This is a genomic window from Segetibacter aerophilus (genome assembly GCF_007991655.1).
Lineage (GTDB): Bacteria > Bacteroidota > Bacteroidia > Chitinophagales > Chitinophagaceae > Segetibacter > Segetibacter aerophilus.
Map to the genome: position 1 here is coordinate 89217 of NZ_BJYT01000002.1, position 20219 is coordinate 109435.

Annotated in this window: 21 protein-coding genes, 1 tRNA gene and 2 pseudogenes; 12 read left to right on the forward strand and 12 right to left on the reverse strand. The window is 38.0% G+C overall.

The genetic code is table 11. The features are described 5' to 3' along the window. The first annotated feature begins 70 nt into the window (after positions 1–70). The 9 genes and pseudogenes from SAE01_RS03800 (at position 71) to SAE01_RS03840 (ending at position 8647) form a co-directional block, all read left to right on the forward strand. Complete coding sequence (locus SAE01_RS03800; RefSeq protein WP_218029079.1) at positions 71–418, forward strand: cyclophilin-like fold protein; 348 nt, start codon at positions 71–73, stop codon at positions 416–418. 32 nt (positions 419–450) lie between these two features. Further along, positions 451–1617 (forward strand): alpha/beta hydrolase, encoded by a 1167-nt coding sequence (locus SAE01_RS03805; RefSeq protein ID WP_147202334.1) that lies wholly within the window; start codon positions 451–453, stop codon positions 1615–1617. Between the two features lie 11 nt (positions 1618–1628). Beyond that, positions 1629–2111, forward strand: a complete 483-nt coding sequence (locus tag SAE01_RS03810) for a cupin domain-containing protein (RefSeq protein ID WP_147202335.1) — start codon at positions 1629–1631, stop codon at positions 2109–2111. Positions 2112–2130: 19 nt separating this feature from the next. After that, the gene (locus SAE01_RS03815) at positions 2131–2877 is read left to right on the forward strand and encodes an SDR family oxidoreductase (protein WP_147202336.1); all 747 of its coding nucleotides are present in this window, start codon (positions 2131–2133) and stop codon (positions 2875–2877) included. A gap of 156 nt (positions 2878–3033) precedes the next feature. Beyond that, positions 3034–3917 (forward strand): annotated as a pseudogene (locus tag SAE01_RS03820) (aldo/keto reductase). Between the two features lie 34 nt (positions 3918–3951). Continuing rightward, positions 3952–4356 carry a cupin domain-containing protein gene (locus tag SAE01_RS03825; RefSeq protein ID WP_147202337.1) on the forward strand — a complete coding sequence of 135 codons (405 nt, stop codon included), beginning with the start codon at positions 3952–3954 and terminating at the stop codon, positions 4354–4356. A 431-nt stretch (positions 4357–4787) separates the two neighbouring features. After that, complete coding sequence (locus tag SAE01_RS03830) at positions 4788–5429, forward strand: (2Fe-2S)-binding protein (protein ID WP_147202338.1); 642 nt, start codon at positions 4788–4790, stop codon at positions 5427–5429. Further along, the gene (locus tag SAE01_RS03835; protein ID WP_147202339.1) at positions 5426–6409 is read left to right on the forward strand and encodes an FAD binding domain-containing protein; all 984 of its coding nucleotides are present in this window, start codon (positions 5426–5428) and stop codon (positions 6407–6409) included. The genes SAE01_RS03830 and SAE01_RS03835 overlap by 4 nt, the downstream gene beginning before the upstream one ends. A 9-nt stretch (positions 6410–6418) precedes the next feature. Continuing rightward, positions 6419–8647: a xanthine dehydrogenase family protein molybdopterin-binding subunit gene (locus tag SAE01_RS03840; RefSeq protein WP_147202340.1), complete on the forward strand. Its 2229-nt coding sequence runs from the start codon at positions 6419–6421 to the stop codon at positions 8645–8647. A gap of 296 nt (positions 8648–8943) precedes the next feature. Here the strand turns inward: SAE01_RS03840 and SAE01_RS03845 are convergent. Next, positions 8944–9018 (reverse strand) — tRNA-Val (locus SAE01_RS03845). A 415-nt stretch (positions 9019–9433) separates the two neighbouring features. Here SAE01_RS03845 and SAE01_RS03850 point away from each other — a divergent pair. Beyond that, positions 9434–10693 (forward strand): tyrosine-type recombinase/integrase, encoded by a 1260-nt coding sequence (locus SAE01_RS03850; protein WP_147202341.1) that lies wholly within the window; start codon positions 9434–9436, stop codon positions 10691–10693. Positions 10694–10925: 232 nt separating this feature from the next. Further along, positions 10926–11108: pseudogene (locus SAE01_RS03855) on the forward strand (hypothetical protein); the annotation flags it as partial. Positions 11109–11178: 70 nt separating this feature from the next. Here the strand turns inward: SAE01_RS03855 and SAE01_RS03860 are convergent. Beyond that, on the reverse strand, positions 11179–11868 hold the full coding sequence (locus SAE01_RS03860; protein WP_147202343.1) for a hypothetical protein: 690 nt from the start codon (positions 11866–11868) through the stop codon (positions 11179–11181). Positions 11869–12392: 524 nt separating this feature from the next. Between SAE01_RS03860 and SAE01_RS03870 the strand changes: the two genes are divergently transcribed. Beyond that, positions 12393–13196, forward strand: coding sequence for a hypothetical protein (locus tag SAE01_RS03870; RefSeq protein ID WP_147202345.1), 804 nt, complete (start codon positions 12393–12395; stop codon positions 13194–13196). A gap of 451 nt (positions 13197–13647) precedes the next feature. Here SAE01_RS03870 and SAE01_RS03875 read toward each other — a convergent pair whose 3' ends face one another. The 10 genes from SAE01_RS03875 to SAE01_RS03905 all read right to left on the reverse strand — a co-directional run bounded on the left by SAE01_RS03875 (position 13648) and on the right by SAE01_RS03905 (position 19809). Further along, positions 13648–14181 (reverse strand): DUF5063 domain-containing protein, encoded by a 534-nt coding sequence (locus tag SAE01_RS03875; RefSeq protein WP_170234069.1) that lies wholly within the window; start codon positions 14179–14181, stop codon positions 13648–13650. A gap of 26 nt (positions 14182–14207) precedes the next feature. After that, on the reverse strand, positions 14208–14342 hold the full coding sequence (locus SAE01_RS25060; protein WP_262713353.1) for a hypothetical protein: 135 nt from the start codon (positions 14340–14342) through the stop codon (positions 14208–14210). A 52-nt stretch (positions 14343–14394) separates the two neighbouring features. Further along, on the reverse strand, positions 14395–14748 hold the full coding sequence (locus SAE01_RS03880; protein WP_147202347.1) for a hypothetical protein: 354 nt from the start codon (positions 14746–14748) through the stop codon (positions 14395–14397). Positions 14749–14817: 69 nt separating this feature from the next. Next, on the reverse strand, positions 14818–15336 hold the full coding sequence (locus SAE01_RS03885) for a hypothetical protein (protein WP_147202348.1): 519 nt from the start codon (positions 15334–15336) through the stop codon (positions 14818–14820). Between the two features lie 15 nt (positions 15337–15351). Further along, positions 15352–15828, reverse strand: a complete 477-nt coding sequence (locus SAE01_RS03890; protein ID WP_147202349.1) for a hypothetical protein — start codon at positions 15826–15828, stop codon at positions 15352–15354. 210 nt (positions 15829–16038) lie between these two features. Then, positions 16039–16554, reverse strand: a complete 516-nt coding sequence (locus tag SAE01_RS03895; protein ID WP_147202350.1) for a tetratricopeptide repeat protein — start codon at positions 16552–16554, stop codon at positions 16039–16041. Between the two features lie 261 nt (positions 16555–16815). Beyond that, the gene (locus SAE01_RS24740) at positions 16816–17478 is read right to left on the reverse strand and encodes an amidohydrolase family protein (RefSeq protein ID WP_218029081.1); all 663 of its coding nucleotides are present in this window, start codon (positions 17476–17478) and stop codon (positions 16816–16818) included. Positions 17479–17615: 137 nt separating this feature from the next. Then, entirely contained in the window at positions 17616–18002 is a 387-nt protein-coding gene (locus SAE01_RS24745; RefSeq protein WP_218029082.1) for an amidohydrolase family protein, read from the reverse strand. Positions 18003–18044: 42 nt separating this feature from the next. Next, complete coding sequence (locus SAE01_RS24750; RefSeq protein ID WP_218029083.1) at positions 18045–18551, reverse strand: amidohydrolase family protein; 507 nt, start codon at positions 18549–18551, stop codon at positions 18045–18047. A 241-nt stretch (positions 18552–18792) separates the two neighbouring features. Beyond that, positions 18793–19809 carry a methyltransferase gene (locus tag SAE01_RS03905; RefSeq protein ID WP_147202351.1) on the reverse strand — a complete coding sequence of 339 codons (1017 nt, stop codon included), beginning with the start codon at positions 19807–19809 and terminating at the stop codon, positions 18793–18795. Between the last annotated feature and the right edge of the window lie 410 nt (positions 19810–20219).

Here is a 20219-nt window from a genome sequence, read left to right on the forward strand (position 1 = left end):
GGTTTTTGCTTGCTGCAATAAAACTAACGAGGTGACAAGCATTTCCAATAACGTTTTAAATACTGACAGTATGAAACTAAAAATAATCATCGGCGCAAATGCTTTCACTGCAACACTTTATAACAACGCAACTGTAACCGCATTTAAGAAAAAGTTGCCGATGGCGATTAACATGAAAGAACTGAACGGTAATGAAAAGTATTTTGACTTGCCGGCAAATCTATCTGCTAATGCTTCAAACCCAGGCACTATTCAAGCAGGGGATTTAATGTTATACGGCTCAAACACTTTAGTGCTTTTTTACAAAACATTTTCAACAAGGTATAACTACACCACGCTTGCACGAATTGAAAATCCTACAGGGTTAGCAACTGCATTAGGTTCAGGTAATAAAACAGTAAAGTTTGAAATAGGATAGCAATTATATTAAAGAATACAAAAACAATAATAATGAAACAAATAGCAATTATAGCAGTCCTGTGGATTGCGATGTTCGGTCAGGCTTATTCCCAAAAAAGTCAAGAAAGTAATAGTATGAATAATTCAGAACAAAAAGAACAGTACACCTTTCAGTTAAGTGATAAGGTGAAAAGACAAGCAGTAACATTTAAGAACCGTTATGGTATTACCGTGTCGGGTGATTTGTATACACCAAAAAATATAGGTAATCAAAAACTTGCAGCTATCATACTAAGCGGACCGTTCGGTGCAGTAAAAGAACAGTCATCAGGTTTTTATGCAAACCAAATGGCATCCAGAGGTTTTGTAGCATTAGCATTTGACCCTTCATTTACAGGTGAAAGTGACGGAGATGTTCGCAACGTTGGCTCACCGGAGATTTTTACAGAAGACTTTAGTGCAGCGGTAGATTATATTGGGTTGCTACCATCAGTTGACCGCAACCGCATCGGCGCTATAGGTATTTGTGGTTTGGCAGGTATGGCAATTACAGCCGCTACAAGCGATAGCCGTATCAAAGCGGTAGCTACCACTTCTATGTATGATATGTCACGTAGCATTAGCCGCAGCTATAAAGACAACTATACTTTGGAACAGCGTAAAAAGGTGGTTGATTATTTAAGCCAACAACGTTGGGCAGATGTAGAAACGGGTAAAGCTGCATTAGGTTTACATGAAGTTCCGTTTGATGAAAAGGGAAATATCGTTAAAGGAAATCGCGTACTTCCTGATACACTACCGGCTAATCCAAACCCTGTTTTAGCTGCTTTCTTTAACTATTACAGAACACCACGAGGTTTTCATCCAAGGTCAATCAACTCCGTAGCTGCATGGACAGCTACAACACCAATGCCTTTCTTCAGTTTTCCTATGATGTCAAACCTTGAGTTGCTTTCACCACGTCCAATTATGCTGATTGCAGGAGAAAATGCACACTCACGTTACTATTCAGAAGACATTTACAAATTAGCATCAGAGCCTAAAGAGTTGGTGATTGTACCAGGTGCAGACCACGTTGATTTGTATGATAGGTTAGATAAAATTCCTTTTGATAATTTAACAGCATTCTTTAACCAACATTTGAACCAGGTCAAGTTGAACAAATTAGCAAAGGTCAATGAACCACATTCAGCAGAAACTAATTTGTCAACACATTAAACAATGGTAGTATGAAAATATTAATGATAACCGCAATTGCTTCTATGGCATTGCTAACAATTAGTTGTATGGAAAATAAATCAGAAAACAAGTCAACCGAGTTCCAAGCTATTTTTCCCAAAGGTGAAAAAGGTCCTGCTGAACACTTTACAGGCGCTGCCTTTAACACCCCATTGGTTGCAGATGACAGTATCTATAACACGGTTATAGGAAACGTTTATTTTGAACCGGGAGCAAGGAGCAATTGGCATACACATCCATCAGGTCAGATACTGATTATAACAGATGGTGTTGGATACTATCAGGAAAAAGGGCAGCTGCGGCGAACAATGAAAAAAGGTGATTTAATAAAATGTCCACCGAATGTATTGCATTGGCATGGTGCAAGCCCTGATACCGGTGTGCAACAGATGTATATTTTACCTAAGACAGAAAAAGGTATTGTTACCTGGTTACAAAAAGTGAGGGATGAGGAATACAATAGCAGTAATTAAGAAGTAAAAAAATAGAGTTATGGAAAATAATATAAAAGGTAAAGTAGTAATAATTACAGGAGCAAGTAGTGGTATGGGTGAAGCGGCTGCAAAACATTTGTCAGCGCTTGGAGCAACTGTAGTACTCGGAGCAAGAAGAGCCGACAGAATTGAAAAGTTGGCAAAGGAAATCGTTGACGACGGTGGTAAAGCACTTGCCTTTGCTGTAGATGTAACACAGCGTGACCAGGTAAAGAAACTGGTGGATGCAGCTGTTGAACAATTTGGACGTGTAGACGTCTTGCTTAACAATACTGGTATTATGCCGCTATCGCTAATGGAGAGCCTCCATCTTGATGAATGGGATAAGATGATCGATGTGAACATTAAAGGTGTTCTCAATGGCATTGCGGCCGTTCTCCCTTACATGAAAGAGCAGAAGTCAGGACAAATTATCAACACATCTTCTGTAGCAGGTCATAAAGTATTTAGCGGCTCTGCGGTTTATTCTGCTACCAAATTTGCCGTTCGTGCATTGACAGAAGGCTTACGCATGGAAGTGAATCCTTACAATATCCGCACAACAATTGTTTGTCCCGGTGCTGTTAAAACAGAGTTGCTGGAGCATATCACAGATGCAAACGTTCGGCAGGCAAACGAAGATTATGTGGGAGCCGTTGGAATTAGTTCTGACAGTTTTGCTCGTGTGGTGGCTTTTGCGATCAGCCAGCCCGAGGATGTAGACATCAATGAAATTATTTTCCGTCCGACATCGCAGGAACTTTAAAAGAGGTCGAGTTTATAGCGGTAATGCTTTATTCAAATAAAAAATTATTGTATGCAAAAACGTACGTTAGGAACCGGAGGTCTTGAAGTCGCGGCACTTGGATTGGGCTGTATGGGTATGAGCTTTGGTTACACCCCACTTCCGGATAGAAGCGAAATGATAAGCTTAATCCGCAAAGCGGTTGAAAAAGGCGTGACCTTCTTTGATACGGCTGAAGTGTATGGCCCCTTCACCAATGAGGAACTGGTTGGTAAAGCATTGGAGCCATTCAAAGGACGGGTAGTTATTGCAACGAAATTTGGCTGGAAAGCTGCAGCTGATGGAAAGTGGTCTGAATTGGACAGCCGTCCTGAAAACATTAGGAAAGTGGCAGAAGAAAGTTTAAAACGATTAAAGACGGATGTCATTGATTTGTTCTATCAACACCGGGTAGATTTGAATGTACCGATTGAAGATGTTGCAGGAGCAGTGAAAGACTTAATTCAGGAAGGGAAAGTAAAACACTTTGGTTTATCTGAAGCTGGTGCTGAAACCATTAGAAAAGCACATGCAATACAACCAGTAGCAGCTTTGCAAAGCAAGTACTCTTTGTGGCACAGAAAACCCGAAGAGGATGTAATACCGGTACTCGAAGAATTAGGCATCGGCTTCGTTCCGTTCAGCCCTTTAGGCAAGGTTTCCTAACCGGCAAAATAGATGAAAGCACTCAATTTGATAAAGGCGATTTTCGCAACACCCTGCCACGCTTTCAAGAGGAAAACCGCAAAGCCAATCAGGCAATGGTAGAACTACTTAGCACAATTGCCACACAGAAAGACGCTACACCGGCACAGGTAGCATTGGCTTGGCTCCTGGCGCAGAAACCTTGGATTGTCCCCATTCCCGGTACAACGAAGCTCAACCGTTTGGAAGAAAACTTAGGTGCGGTAAATGTTGAACTGACCGGCGAAGACCTACAACAGATAAACGCGGCTGCTTCTCATATCACCGTACATGGTGAGAGGTACACAGAAGCTGGCGAAAAGCTAACGGGTCGGTAAACGTGCATCTAGTAAATCTTTAAGGAGGTATAAAATGGCAAAACATGAAGAAGTTAAAAACGGTATCATATTTCCCTCAGGTGAGAAAAATCCTTATGGACAATATTTTGTAGGACAAAGTTACCTGGCGACATTGGTTGCTGACCCCAAAGTAGGTGTTTCCATTAGCAATGTAACTTTTGAACCTGGTTGCAGAAATAACTGGCATATTCATCGTGATGGTTATCAAATCTTGCTGGTAACCGGTGGTGAAGGATTGTATCAGCAGGAAGGAGAAAAGGCACAACTTTTAAGAGCCGGTGATGTAATTGTTACCCATGATGGCATTAAGCACTGGCACGGAGCAACAAAAGATAGTTGGTTTGAACATATCGCCATCACTGCCGGTAAGCCAGAATGGTTGGAACCTGTTGACGACATAACGTATGCTAAACTATAAATTGAAATTAAAAGCATAGGGTCTGGGCAAGATTGAAACTCATTGCTTATCCCGTATCGCAAGCTTTGTTTTTAAAAAATACAAGCGACAATAAGTTACAATGTGACGCTATGCCTGAAATGTTTAAAGACCCAATTGCTCGTGAAACCACTAAATAGAGTCCTTTCAAGCTTTGAGTGTTTATGATGACGTTTTTTCAAATAAACAATTTTCTTCAGTACATTTTTCCTATCTGCCATTTCGTTAAACACAGTCTCGTTGGTTTTGGAACAGATTTGAATTCGATAATCATTGGTTTGATTTTCATAACTGGCCTCAAATTGGCTAAAATACCTTTGATACCCGGGCATACATTAATTTCTTAAACCTCGATATAGATGCAAGTGTTCATATTACTCCAGGTTATATCAGCCAATAAAAAATAATTAATTATGGCAAAAAAAGGTTCTGGTCAGAATCAAGCTGAAGAAAATTATCTGAATGAAAGTCGACGAAACTTTTTTAAACAATCTTCGTTGCTTACAGCACTTGCTGTTACGCCGCCTGCTTTCTTAAAAGCGGCTGAAGAGGGTTTGGATGAAAAGGCAGCAGGCTACTTCGAAAAAATGCCGTTAGCTATCCAAATAAATGGTGTTAATCACGATCTATCGGTTGAACCTCGTACCACTCTGCTCGACTTAATTCGGGAGCAATTGGCATTACCGGGAACTAAGAAAGGTTGTGACCACGGACAGTGCGGTGCATGTACTGTACATGTTAATGGCAACCGGGTTCTGTCTTGTTTAACACTTGCAGTGACGGCAGAAGGAAAAAAAGTTACGACTATCGAGGGATTAGCCGATGGGGAAAAACTGCATCCAATGCAGGAGGCATTTATAAAATACGATGGGTTTCAATGTGGTTATTGCACGCCCGGCCAGATCATGTCAGGTATTGCCTGTATTCGTGAAGGTCACGCAAACTCCGACGATGAGATCCGCGAATATATGAGCGGGAACATTTGTCGTTGTGGCGCTTATCCCAACATTGTCAAAGCTATTGCAGATGTAAAAAAGGGAGGGCAAACGTTATGATAAACTTTGATTACGTCCGTGTTTCCACAATAAAAGCCGCAGTAGATGCAATAGTGAAGGATAATAATTCCCTCTGGCTCGCCGGCGGTACCAACCTCGTGGATTTAATGAAAAAAGGTGTGATGACTCCGCAAAAGCTGGTAGACATTAACAACCTTCCGCTAAAGGAAATAAAAAAAGAAGGCAACAAACTGATTATAGGCGCACTTGCGCTAAACAGTACAGTGGCCGACAATGAATTGGTACGCAAGGAACAACCTCTGCTTGCCCTGGCAGTGCAAGCGGGTGCTTCGGCACAATTACGCAACATGGCAACGGTTGGTGGAAACATGATGCAGCGTACCCGCTGTCCATATTTTTACAATACTGATATGCCGTGCAACAAACGTGAACCGGGAACAGGTTGTGGTGCATTAAAAGGATTTAATAGGATGCACGCGATATTTACTGATACTGAAAAGTGCATTGCTGTTCATCCCAGCGATATGAGCGTAGGCCTTGTTGCGTTGGATGCAACTGTACTTCTGTCTGGTCCAAGAGGTGATCGTCGTATTCCTTTCCAAAATTTTCACCGCCTGCCAGGAAACTTGCCTCAAAAGGACAATACGTTGGAAAGGGGAGAATTGATAGTTGCAGTTGAAATACCGGAAAACAAATTGAATAAGCACGTGCATTATCTAAAAGTGCGCGACCGAACTTCTTATGCCTTTGCATTGGTTTCTGCAGCGGTAGCCGTAGATCTAGAAGGAAGTACTATTAAAGACATTCGGCTGGCCTTAGGGGGAGTGGCGCATAAGCCCTGGAGGCTTACTGAAGTAGAGAATTTTTTAAAAGGAAAGGCTGCAACCGAAGTAAATTATAAACAAGCAGCAGCACTGGCAATTAGAGGTGCCAAAGGATTCGGCCTTAATAACTTCAAACTAAAATTAGCACCAAACACTCTTGTGGAAGCTTTAAAAACTGCAACAGGAAAATCATAATATTCTTTTATGGAAAAAGACAAAGCACCAGATCGTATCGATCGTGTAGATGCCAGGGCTAAAGTAACGGGCACTGCATCTTATGCAGCAGATCACAAAATACAAAACACAGTATATGGCCTCCTGGTGGGCAGTACTGTTGCAAAAGGTCGTATCAAAAGCATCGATACAAAAGCTGCCGAAAAAGCATCTGGAGTTCTCGCAGTTCTTACCTATTTCAACACCCCTAAACTGCCCGGTTACACTACAGGAAAAGATCCTTCAAAACCGCCAACTGGGGGACAACCTCTGCGGTTCTTTGCTACCAATGAAATTTTTTATTATGACCAGGCCATTGCGCTTGTCGTCGCCGATACTTATGAACGTGTTCTTCATGCAGCAAAATTGGTGAAGGCCCAATACGAGAAAGCAACACACAAAACGAGTTTAGAAGATAACCTGGCAACCGCTAAAGTTCCAACAGGGCCGCGCCAGGAAGATTACACGCGAGGCGAAGCAGACAGTTATAAAAACGCACCCGTTAAAATAGAGCAGGAATATTATCACCCGGTAGAAGTGCACAACCCGATGGAACTTGGATCCATCGTAGCTTTTTGGGAAGGCGCGGAAAAGGTAACGGTTTATACAAAAACACAAGGTGTACAAGCGACGCAAAAATCGATTAGTGACGCATTTAAATTGCCTTTGGGAAATGTAACTGTTCATGCCCGACATATTGGTGGAGCGTTTGGGATGGGATTGCGAACCTGGCCGTATGAAATTGCAGCAGTGATGGCGGCTAAAAAAGTAGGCAAACCGCTGAAGCTAGTTTTACATCGGGAGCAGATGTTTACCAATGTAGGCTACCGCCCTGCAACAAAGCAAAAGATCGGACTGGGTGCAACAGCAGACGGTAAATTAATTGGTCTCACACATGAGGCCACCGGAAATACCTCTGCATACGAAGAATTTACAGAAGCAACTGTAAATATTTCCCGGTTTATGTATGCCTGTCCTAACGTTACTACCCGTTACCGCCTTGTACCACTAAACGTTTGCACCCCCATTTGGATGCGTGGGCCAGGCGAAGCCACGGGTGCATTTGCCTTAGAGTCAGCGATGGATGAATTGGCGCATGCGTTAAAATTAGATCCCGTTGAATTCCGCGTTCGCAATCATGCAGACAGCGACCCGGAAAAGAACCTGCCGTGGTCAAGCAAATATTTAAAGGAGTGCTATGAGATGGGTGCCGAGCGGATCGGGTGGAAAAACCGGAAATTGCAGCCGAGGACTAATCAAGACGGCGACTGGCTTGTTGGATATGGAATGGGTGCTGGATCGTTTGGAGCGATGCGTTGGGTAGCGTCTGTAAAAGGCATATTGCAACCAGAAGGTAAGCTACGCTTACAATGTTCGGTTAACGATATGGGCCCTGGCACTGCTACCATGATGACAGCCGTTGCTGCCGATATTATGGGTTTGCCTCCTGGCAGAATTATTATAGAAATGGGCAGTACGGGTTTACCTCCCGGACCGATGCAAGGTGGTTCAAATGTTACCGCAACGGTAGGTTCGGCAGTACACGATGTCTGTTTTGCAATGAAAGAACAAATAGCAGCACTCGCCAGCAAAGCAGGTTCGGTATTTAGCAAAGCGAACTCGCAGCAATTAAAAGCGGAAGACCTTCTTTTTTCAGAAAACGGGCTGTCATTAAAAAGCGACACGTCAGTTAGATTAAGCTACAGCGAGTTTTTTAAACAAAACGGGTTGCCTGCGGTGGAAGTTACCAAAGAGTCTAAAGGAACTGAACAGCCTTACTCCAGCTATTCGTTTTCCGTGCATTTTGTGAAATTGAGAGTTCATCCGGCAACTGGCAGAATTAAGATTGATCACGTAGTTTCTTGTGCTGACGCTGGCACCATCGTTAGTCCTAAAACATCGGAAAGCCAAATGATCGGCGGTGCTGTTGGAGGTATTGGTATGGCACTGATGGAAGACATGGTAATTGACCAACGCTTCGGCAGGCCTATTAACAACAACTTAGCTGATTACCACGTTCCTGTTAATGCCGACATCCCTACCGTAGACGTTTTATTCGTTAACAAAAAAGATCCAATTATCGGTCCTATGGGTTCAAAGGGTCTTGGCGAAATTGCTCTGGTAGGAGTAGCACCCGCCATTGCGAATGCTGTTTTCAATGCTACCGGAAAACGCCTTCGTGAACTACCTATAACAAGGGATAAGTTATTAGAGGTCTGAAAAGGATGATAGAGGAATAAGTTTCGGTGACGATATAATGTTTCGAGTTAGCCATAATATTACCATTTTATGGTTTGTCCATTAGTGCTGGAAGACCGCGGGCACAATATGCAAAATTAAACTTGTTGGAATTGATAACAGGCTTAAAAAGGCAATATGGAAATGGGGCGACAAGTATGAAAATTGAAATCATCTCTACTCTTTCTCAATTACCAGGCAGACAGTATAGGGAAGCAACAAGTATTGCAAATAAAAAAGCACTTAGCAGTTTTACCTGTCTAAGTGCTTTTTCTGTGTGGGAGCACACGGGTTCGAACCGCGGACCCTCTGCTTGTAAGGCAGATGCTCTAAACCAACTGAGCTATGCTCCCTTTTCTTTTATCCCTACTCCTTTCGTTTTGGGAGTGCAAATATAGGGATGAACCTTATTGAAAAACAAAAATTATCTAGAAAATATTTTTAAAAAAACCTTGTTGCTGCAGTGTTCCAGAGGGTCCGTGTTTCGAACCCATATGCTCACTATTATTCAACTTTCACTTTATTTCCTCAATCTTTTAAATTTCAAAACCCAAGATAAAATTGTATCAAAACACGTCTTGTTCAAATTAATTTCCCTCTGAATGCACTTAATGATGCACCAATTCCTTTCATCTTTTATCAATCATGTACCTATCTCCATGTGTTTCTTGACGTTTTAGGCTGCCATGAAATTCCTAAGTGTTTGGACAATATAATTGTGCTGTCGGTTAGATAACCTATTTCATAATTAAAAAAAAACAAAACAACATGAGTCAGCCAAACTATTCAGTATCTCTATTTTGGGATAAAAGAGCCGTGGATCAAAAAACAAAGATGTCACGGGTGATGCTTACAGTTAATCTTCAGGCCAAACAATTTCGAATCTCGTTAAAGCTGAGGTCTACAAAAGAAGACTTTGATAAAGCGATTTCATCAGCAAGGGCTTTAAATACTGAAACAAAGTTTTTGAGAACAGAGATTAATGAATATGTGACAAAAGCGGAAACTATTCTAGAAAGGCTGATTAACCCTTCACAAGAAAGCTTCTCACGCTTATTCAAATCAAATACAGATTTATTAACTAGTACTAAAACAAGCATTACGCCTTTCTTTCAAATGAAAATTTTGGAATTGCACAAAGAGGAGCGCTTCTCACAAAAGGTTAATTCTAAGCTTGCTTTATCGTCTTTGCTAAAGTATAAGGCTGTTATTTATTTTGAGGAAATCGATGTAAAATTTTTGAAGGGCTACACTGAGTTTATGGTTAATAGTGGAAAGACAATAACTACTGCTAATTTTTATTTACGTGCCTTGCGTACTGTATTCGCAGACGTTGTAAAATCAGGAATTGTAGCTGAGAAATATTTTCCGTTTAGAGGGTATATAATGAGTTCCCGTGTGCGTTCTAAATCCGTTTTATATCCTGAACAATTGAAAGCTTTACTCAATTATCCTACTGTTGGCAAACGGGAAACTCGGGCAAAAGCTTATTTCTTTTTTTGCTACCTGACAAATGGCTGCAATTTTCGGGACGTTGCTATGTTGAAGTGGAAAAATGTTCAAGGCAATATGATAATTTTTGTCCGTCATAAAACCCGGCATACTACCCAATCAGAAAAAGAAATAAAAGTGTACATGCATGACCTCTCAAAAGAGATTATAAAAAAATGGGGGAACGTATCTACAAAGCCTGATGAATATATTTTCCCTGTTTGTAAGAAAGGAATGACGGAGGAACAAATGAATAAAGCAATAATAAGGTATAAAAGAATCTCAAATAAGTTCTTAGCTCCTATCGGCAAGAAGCTCGGTTTTGAAGTCCACTTGTGTTTAAACCTAGCTAGACATTCTTTTGCTACAAAAATGAAAATTGATGGAGTGGCTGTTACTGCTATTTCGGACGCTTTAGGACACACCACCACCACCACAACCGAACATTATATGAAGTCCCTACCTGATGAATATATTAAAGAGATGTCTTCAAACCTTTTAAAGTTTGCGCCAGCAGATAAATTGCTTGTCATTTAGTTCACTGTTTACTAATAGCAGGAAATTTGTAAGAATGACTTTTGTCATTCTTTTTCTAACTAAGCATCTCCTCGTTTGTCGCTGCCTTTCCTTGGATCTAAGCTAAGAATGGAATGACCGCTGAGCAAATCAATAATGCTATCAAAGGTATAAAAGAGTTTCAAATAAGATGTTAGCACCGATAGGGAAGGAGCTAGGTTTTGAAGTTCATCTGTTCTAGCATTTAGCTCGCCATTCATTTGCTAACAAGATGAAATTGGATAATGTGAATGTGTCGGCAATATCAGATGCAATGGGTCATACCAATACTGCTACTACTGAAAATTATTTGCATAGTCTTCCTGATTTTTATGTGAAAGAGATGTCTTCAAGTCTTTTAGAATTTGAACCAGCAAATAAAATGCTTGTGATTTAATTGATTGTTGAGGTGTTAGCAGGAAGTTTTCAAGAATGGCTTTTGTCATTCTTTTTCTAACTTCAGTCTATCAGCTTCGTGTTTCAGCACCCTTGAAAGAATTTGCACAATTAGTAGTTGCCTCAAAAACTTCACTGTTAAACATGTCTGTATATTTAACTGTTATGGTAAAAAATTGTATCCTTTGTAAAATCTTTGTAGCCTCAACTGAAAATATAGCCTTATGTTCTGGTTCTTGTGTATCATAATACACTTCGATTAGGTCGGTAGACTTATCCCTTCCGAGATTAAAACTATCACCTACTATATCGCCGGTAGCAGTAAAGTTAATGGCAATAGGTACTGCTAAAGCAGCTTTTATATTCGTATAACTTTTGTTGCTTGAGCTATCGTTCACTACTATTTCCTTAATGACAGCAACACCTAATCCATCATTTTTCAATCTAATATACAATTCCTTATAACCATTCCTTAGCTCAAAATCAAGGAAAGGCCTTACGGACCTATTAATATTTTTTGTTTCTTTTTCCTTGTCATACTTATTTACTTCATTAGCAATAAATGCAACTAAGCCTAAATTAGCTATTCCTATGACTATACTGAAAATACCAGTTATATATGTTGCGAAAGAAGCCCAATCTTCTATTTTTTTTGAGATAGGGTAATTATAAAAATTTAAAGTGAAGATTATGAGAAAGATTATTAGAAGAATAGTAAATATGGCCAACAAACGCCATGTATATTGTAGAAACTTCTTCATCTTGTAATACTATATGTGACAAATCTGAAAATCTTTTTTGCTAAATTACTATTAGACATAAACTTATAACAACGTATGACCCCTATACAAGCTCTTATTTTCTAATTTCTTTATTTACTCTGCTGATAACCTTTTTATTATACCATTTAAGTATAAATATTAAAAATTGGTTTATTAGTAGTATCATCTATTTTGGTTATTTCGTATTCTCTAAAACCAATCCAGTCTAATTTATTGTCTTTGTTCAGATACCAAACGAGCGGTCTTATACCTTCGTTTGGAATTAACTCTGTACTTAAATGAATCACCATTCCTTCAAAAGTGCTACTGTCTTTTTTATTTTTAAATGTCGCTTTAAAAGGTTGCATATATTTTCCGGCAATATAACTATCATTTCAACCCTATAGTAAAAAATTATAGGTATGTTATCGGTCAGATTAAAACATTTAAATTGCTGTTCGTTCTCCTATTTATTATCTCCCTGTAAATATTAGCCCTAATGGACAAAATTTGTTTTAATAATAATGCCTATAAGTGATAATGGAAATTATGAAGTAGGTCAGTTTAAAAGGGTTTACGATTTTATAATTAAGCCAGCATGTGAACTAGCAGGTTTTAAACCAACTAGGGCGGATGATGTATTAAACACCAATTATATTGCTTTAGATATTGTGAAAAACATCATTCAAGCAGATATGGCACTGTGTGATTTAAGTGGTAGAAATCCAAATGTTATGTACGAGTTAGGTATACGGCAAGCATTTAATAAACCAGTTACACTAATTAAAGATTTAATAACTGAAAGGATTTTTGATATATCAGGATTCAGGGATGTTTCCTATGATGAATCTTTGCGTGTTGATACTGTTCAAACAAACTTTGAAGTTATAGCTGATACAATTAAAAATACTTATGAAACGGCTGGGCAAGAAATAAACTCATTAGTAAGTTTGTTAGGTATCGAACCAGCAAAAATTGAAAATAGTGTTCAAATTTCTCCTGATACAGAGATAATAATGAATGCAATCAAGAGTTTACAAGTAAGATTTGAAGAGCTAAGAGTTCAATCTAATTATCCCATTGTCAATGATACACCCAAACATGGTACTGATATAAATAATATCATAAGTTATAATCCCAGGCACACCTACCCGCTTGATGAACTTGCTAAAATTAAAGTTGGAGATAAAATTTTACATGAAAAGTTTGGAACAGGAACAGTTACAAAAATGCAAGGCTCTTATAATAATCCCATAACCACCATATTTTTCGGCGATGGAGATGAAAAGAAAGTAATGCTAAATTATGCAAAGTTCACTCTTATATAGTACCTCTATAAAGTTTAGCACATTCATTAATCAGTCTTATAACTGATAACACTACCCTGAATACTACTCCTGATATCTATCCTTTATGTAGTTTGAAATTGTTAATGCGGGCAGTTTTTGATGTTTTTAAAACCGAATGTTGGTTGCATTATTTACTAATCTTGCATTTTCTGCATTTCTTGCATTTTACCAATCGACGTGCAAATAATGCAACTAATGCAAATCCAGATGTTAAGGAGTAAGTTTAACGGACAAGTTAATCGGTTCTGATTATTGAACTGTTTACTCTGAAGCAATTTCGCCGTTCTATCGCCGGCGGGATTTTCAGCTTTATGCAGTAGTGGTATTCGTTGTTATGTAGTTTCCCTACTGTTCTAAAGCTCATTAAAGATATTCTGTTTAAATTACTTGATTAAGCCACTATTGCATCAAGCTGTTGTTACCAGCAGTATTATCTGTTTTGAGATAAGTAGTGATGAATAGCATAAAGAGCTTCAATGCAATGTTCTCCCCAATGATTATCGTAACCAAACTTGAACTGAAAAATTGCATTTTCCATTGCTCCTATTTCAGATTTGTCATGCAAAATCAAAGCTTCTTTCAGGTCTTTATATATGTCACCTAAATCATCGACCAAGTCACCTGTACCCGTCTCCGCTAAATTATTAAGGTCAACTGGATTTAGAACAGCCCAATAGTAACTGAAAGGTACTCGATTAGCAATAAGCTGTAGTTGTGCCTTCATTTCTTTGTCGTCAAGTTTTACATCAAACTCTGTATCTGTTTCAAGCTGAACTGATGGAAGATTTCGACCAAGATTATAAAGTGTCAGCAGATGATATTGTGTTGCAATTAGAAATTCCTTTTCTGCATCAGCAGTGCCTTTCTCAATAAACAGGCAGAAGTTCTCTGCACATTCAACAAAGGATTTAAACTCTTTTGTTCTAAGAATTTCGTCAATTGGTAAAGGTTTAGTGTCTGTCACAAATATTGCTGGTAACGATTAGGTATTTATGCAGGTGTGGTATTGGCAGCACTCCTGCTGATTGAAAAAATACTGATGCCGTGATATTCGTCCCCCCAATTTATAACGTCCTGCCACACTTGCATAGGATACTCTGTTACCAGCAGTACTTCCTGTTTCACTCAAAACCGATGGCAAAAAAGGTAAGAACTTTGCAATGTACTAAGCGGAATGTTACATTAGAATACTACCTATTGTATAATGTCCGTGTTCTTTATATTTTAATTCATTATCAACCTGAACGATAACTACTTGGTAAGTTATGCGACCTACAGTGTTTAGAATTTGCAAATCACGCATTGTTGCATTGTATTGCTTTTGAATTTCTTCGTTCGTTAATTTAATAATCGCACGATACACTAAGTTCTTAGTGTTGTTATTTATTGTGTCAATAATCGGAAATATTTCATTTTTCAGTCCCGTGTCTTTTGAAAACATTTCATCTTCCTCACTATATAAAGAAATTTGAAGCTTGGGAAATTCTTCTTTTAACCAAATGTCATGTTTTTCTTTAGTTAGATAGTTCATACTGAATTTCTTTTAGTTCTCAACATTTTTAGTTTATTCACGGTTTCGGATGTTCGGAAGACGTTAAATTTAATAACTCAAATCAACTTTATTTTGCACGGACTTCAAACTTATTGATGCTTCAGCATAATTATGGAAAACGAAACAATCTGCCTTATTAATTTTATCGTATCGAAAATCATAGACTTTATCCATACTGTTATTTCTTTTGAAAAAATTTAATTGGTTGTCAATTAGACGATACTTTTTATCGTTAGAATAATCTTCAATTTCTTGTATAGGTGTACAGTAATTAAAATTTACTATTTCACCTCCTGCTGAAGGGGGATAGCTTCGGGTAAAGTTTATAACTACATATGCAAATTTTGCAGAGTTTTGTTGATAAAGAACTTCCTTAGCTTCGTTCGCTTTGCTTTTACTTAATTCCTCTTTAAGGTCTCTGACCGTATAAGAATAATTATCTATTATGCTTTGAAGGTTTCTGTTTGCGGCTCTTAAGCTATCAATTGTTATGTCTTTCTGTTTTACAGTCTCAACATTGCATGAAATTGAAACACAAATAATGATGAACCACAAAATATTTTTCATTTTTCCTTTCTTAAACTAAAAAATTAAAAACTCCAATCCTCTCAGCTTTAAGAATGCGTTGTTGAGATGTTTTATATATCGATGTTTTTGTTCTGTGGTCATTTTATCCTTATTAATATTTAGGTAAATGGATTTATCATCCGATTTACGAGTAAAAACAATAAAATCCTCGCCGCTGTTGCTTCCTACGTCCATTATTAAATCAAGGTCCTCTAATGTTTCAGCCTTTTTTAGAGAAAATTCATATGCCATTGACACTGGTATATTATTCATCCGTCTATAGTTTTTAAGCTCTATAGTAAATGCTGTTTCAGAAATCGGGAACGTCGGTTTAATCTTGCTATTATTTTCCCACAAGACTACGCTTGTTAAACTTGAAACAATCCAATCTTTTGTTTGCCGTATTGTATATTCTTTTTTAAATGGCGTTACTTGAGTAAAAACGTTACTGAATAAGCAAGTAAAAATTGTGAGCAGAATTATTTTTTTCATAATTAATGTTTAGTCCCTAAGAAGTAAGATAAATTAAAATTGCTACTCCCTTTATTGTTATTTGGGTGTGTCCAAAAGTATTGCTGGTAACGTTTTTCAGCTTTATGCAGTAGTGGTATTTGTTGTTCTACTGTCTACTACTGTTGTTAAGCTCATTAAAGATATTCTGTTAATGTTATTCCTATAGCCACTATTGCATAAAAGCTGTTGTTAGTGGCTGTATTGGACACTCGCCCAAAGCTCAAGCAATTGCTTTTTGTTTTTATTCATTAAAGATGCCAACCATTTTTTTTGTTCTTCATCCGTTTGGTTATCATAAAATTTCTTTAAAAGCAAGTTTGCACTTTTCTGGTCTTCCAACATAATAAGATTTGTTGCCTTGTTGCCGAGCAACATCTCATAATCTCTATTCTCCGTATTCATCGTGTCCAACACACGATTACAGATTTCCAAAGACTTCTTGAAGTAGACTGAAGAAGCAACGGTGTCACTAACCCGTTCATACAAAATGCCACCTGTCAAATAAAGGTCGTGTGCTGAAGGACGGAGTTGAAGCAATTTATTAACGGTAAAGATAGCCTTGTCATACTGTTTGAGCTGATTATAAAATATCAATTTGTTGTAATGTCCAAGGAAATAATTGCTATCAACCGTAGTTGCTTTATCAAGTAGGGAAATTGCTTTGCGTGAGCTATCGGGAATTTGTATGTAAGCAACGAGTGTCATTGCTTGATAGTTTAGCTGAACGGCAGCAGGGTGAACTTTGGACTTTAAGGCGCCTTGTCCACATGAACAAAATCCAATTAATAAGAAAGCAGTTAAAAATTTCAGGGTCATCATAATATGGCCACTAACGTTAAAGTGTTTATGAAGTTGTGGCAATGGAAAAACATTCAGTCACAATTAACCCAAAAAGCAAAATAGGGATTTATAGCTGAACACTGATTTACTCCCCAGACTAATACTCATTACCCACTGCGCTTTTATCTATTGAACAAAGTAAACTTTTGCTATTTTGTTATTTTCTATATGATAAATTGCCGTTGCTTCCACTTTTGTTTTTCCTATGCCCGAGACACTTTCTTTGTCGATAATAATATTGCCTTGAATTATCCTCTCTTTTATTTCACAATGTAAATTGGATAAATTATTAAACATTTCGCTATATTCTTTTCTCATGTTTTCTTTTCCCTTCCCTATCAATTTTTGGGGAAATTCATACAATTCGACGCCTTCCGAATAAGGTTCTAAAAAAGCATCTATATTTCTTGCATTGTAAGCATTTAGTTGTCTTTGTACCAACGCCAATGGTGTTTCCTTCACCAACGTGTCCGGGTTTATCGCATAGCCCTTATTAAATACTAAATTAATTTTAGTAAGATTTTCCAGATTGTCTATAGGGTTGGAGTTTAGCAGAACCATATCCGCCTTTTTGCCAATAGAGATACTGCCTATATTGTTTTTGTTATTAAATATTTTTGCCGGATTAATTGTAGCTGACTGAAGAATTTGCCAATTGGTTAGTCCACTTTTTTGCATGGCTTTAAGTTCGCTCAGAAATGATGTAGCATGTTGTGTACCTATATTGCCAGCATTGGTGCCTGCTACTATTGTTACTCCTGCATCAATCATCTTTTTAAGGTTTATCATTCTAATGGAGTCTGCACGGGCAGAAGTAGAAATGCTTTTTGGAGAATTAATCCATTGCTTGATACGATTTACATAGGCAGTATCGGGTAAATTCTTTAGGTCGTCCAGGGAACCGATTTGCCTTGGATTTGATTTAGTTAAATCGTAAAAAGAGTAATTGCTTTTTGTCCAAATGTGTTATCATATCCAGCAGCAGCGATTAATGTAGGACAAAGGATAACATTTTTTGTTTTCAGTAATTTGATAAAGTTATCTGAGACTACTTCATCTTCCACATCATGTACCAGATAATCACATCCGCTTTCTACCGCAAGTTGTGCTGTAATTCTTTCTGTTGCATGTACTGCTACTTTCAAGTTGTTTTTATGCGATTCTTCAACGATTGCTCTCACAATAGGTTCATATTTTTTTGCACTCGCTTCAATACTATCAGGGCTTACGATGTACCATATTTTTATAAAGTCAGGATGAAAAGGCAATTGCTCCAGTACCATTTTTCTTGCATCTTCTATTGAAGTAAACAATTTAAAGGGCTCGTCATTTTGCAAGTTTTTAAAAACATTTGGCTAATATGAAGTAAGCAAAGGACCTGTCATATAAATCGTAGGTGAATAATTTTTATTCACAAATGAATCTCTTTGTTTAAGAAAGCTATAAGTTGCTCCCACATCAATTACAGATGTTATTCCCATTTGCATATAACGTCGCAGTAAATCTTCCATGTTACTATGAACCCAATCCATTTCCTTTTCATAGGAACTATATTTACGAAGGTCGAGCCCATCGGGTCTTGTGTATAAACCTCCACTTTGAAAAAAATGTACATGTGCATCTGTTAAACCCGGAATTAAATATTTCCCCACACCCTCAATTATTTTTGCATCAGCCGGGATTTTTATTTTACCAATAGGTTTGATTGCCGAAATAATATTATTTGTTACAACAACCGTTTGGCCGGGTATTAGTTTTTTGTTTATCACATCCACAACATTTACATTGGCAACATATGTTTGGCTAAATGTTGTAAAACCAAACATGGTCGCAAAAAGTAGAAATGATATTTTATTTTTCATAAAAATTATTTCAATGGTTGAAAGGTCTTTCGGTCTCTATAGCATTACCGCACTAACCAGTATTTCCGATAGTTTGTAGTTAAAAAATGTTTACTGCCAACTCAGTTCATTATTTATGCTGAGGTTTGAAAGTGGTTCCTCGGCGAACAAAAGACGTAGTGATTTACTTCCTGATTGCTCCAAAGTCCAGCCCCCACTATTGGCAATAACTCTTGTTGGCAGTAGTTCGTGGTAGTGCCGTTTATAATTTGTTTACTCCTTCTATAATACTGAAAGGAGACATGGTTGGTATTATGCGTGATAACTTCAGACCTGCTTTATCAAACAATACACTGTATTCTTCTTTAGTTCTTTCACAGCCAGGTAAAAATTGCAACATTTGTAAATCAAGAAACTTTGCAGGTGATGGTTCATTGCCTTCGGGTACTACCATCTCTACCACTAATACCTTTCCATTCTCAGCCATTACTTTCTCGCAATTTTGAAGAATGGTAATACATTGCTCATCATTCCAGTCGTGAATAATATGTTTCATAATGTAAGCGTTAGCACCTGCGGGTACAGATGTAAAAAAATCCCCACCTATCGTTTCGCATCTGTCTGTTACATCGTGTTCCTTTAAAAGTTTTTCTGCTTCTGTGACGATAGCAGGTGTATCATACAAAACTCCTTTAACGTTGCTGAATTTAGCAAGGATAGAAGCTAATAGAAAACCATGTCCGCCACCGACATCTACTAATTTTGCAAGGGGAGAAAAATCATAGGCATTAACCACAGCAACACTTGAAAAAGCACTATTGCTAGTCATTGCATCATTAAAAACTTTCCCAGCCTTTTCGTTACTCCAGAAATAATCAAACGAAGACATACCAAATACTTTTTCAAAGGAAGGCTTGCCTGTTTTAACACTGTATGGAAGTTCTGCCCATGTCTGATATTGCCAATCACACGCTATCATTTCGGCAAAAGCCCGCAAACTTCCGGGGGCATCACTCCGTAATGGTTCAGCTAAAGGGGTTAACGAAAATTTTTTTTCATTGTCTTCAGCATACACCCCTACGCTTGCACAAGCCCGTAACACTCGATAAAGTGAACGTGCGTGAACACCAGTTTCCTGTGCCAACTCCTCTGAAGTTTTTGCCCCATCCTTTAATAAGTCAGCAATTTTTAATTCGGCAGTGACTCCTATTGCACGTGATGCGGCAAAACCAAATAGCATTCCCATTAATTGCACGGGAGGTGGAAGTTCATGAGTCATATTAATTTGTTTTTTATGAAGCCTAATAAATTACTAACTCCCTTTTATTCAAAAAGATATTACTAAAGTCTTAAATCTGCAAGTTGTTTTAATTAAATAATTCTCGCGACTATACCTACACACTTAAGAGTAGCACAACGAGTTAAAAGGGTGGTATTATTATGAGTACAGGTGATACATTATCTACTTTCCTAAGACTTCAAGGGTTAATATTAACCTCACTGAGAATACAAGCCAAAGCCCTCTAGTAGACCTCCTGACTATGAGATGGATACAGGTTTTAACATCCAAAAGCAATTACCCCATTAAAAACGAACCATAAATGTAGAAAGCGGAATAGCTGTGAATGTAAGGCATTAATCAATGCACTTTTTGCCATAGAAAGTACTCGAGGTGATTGAAAGAATACG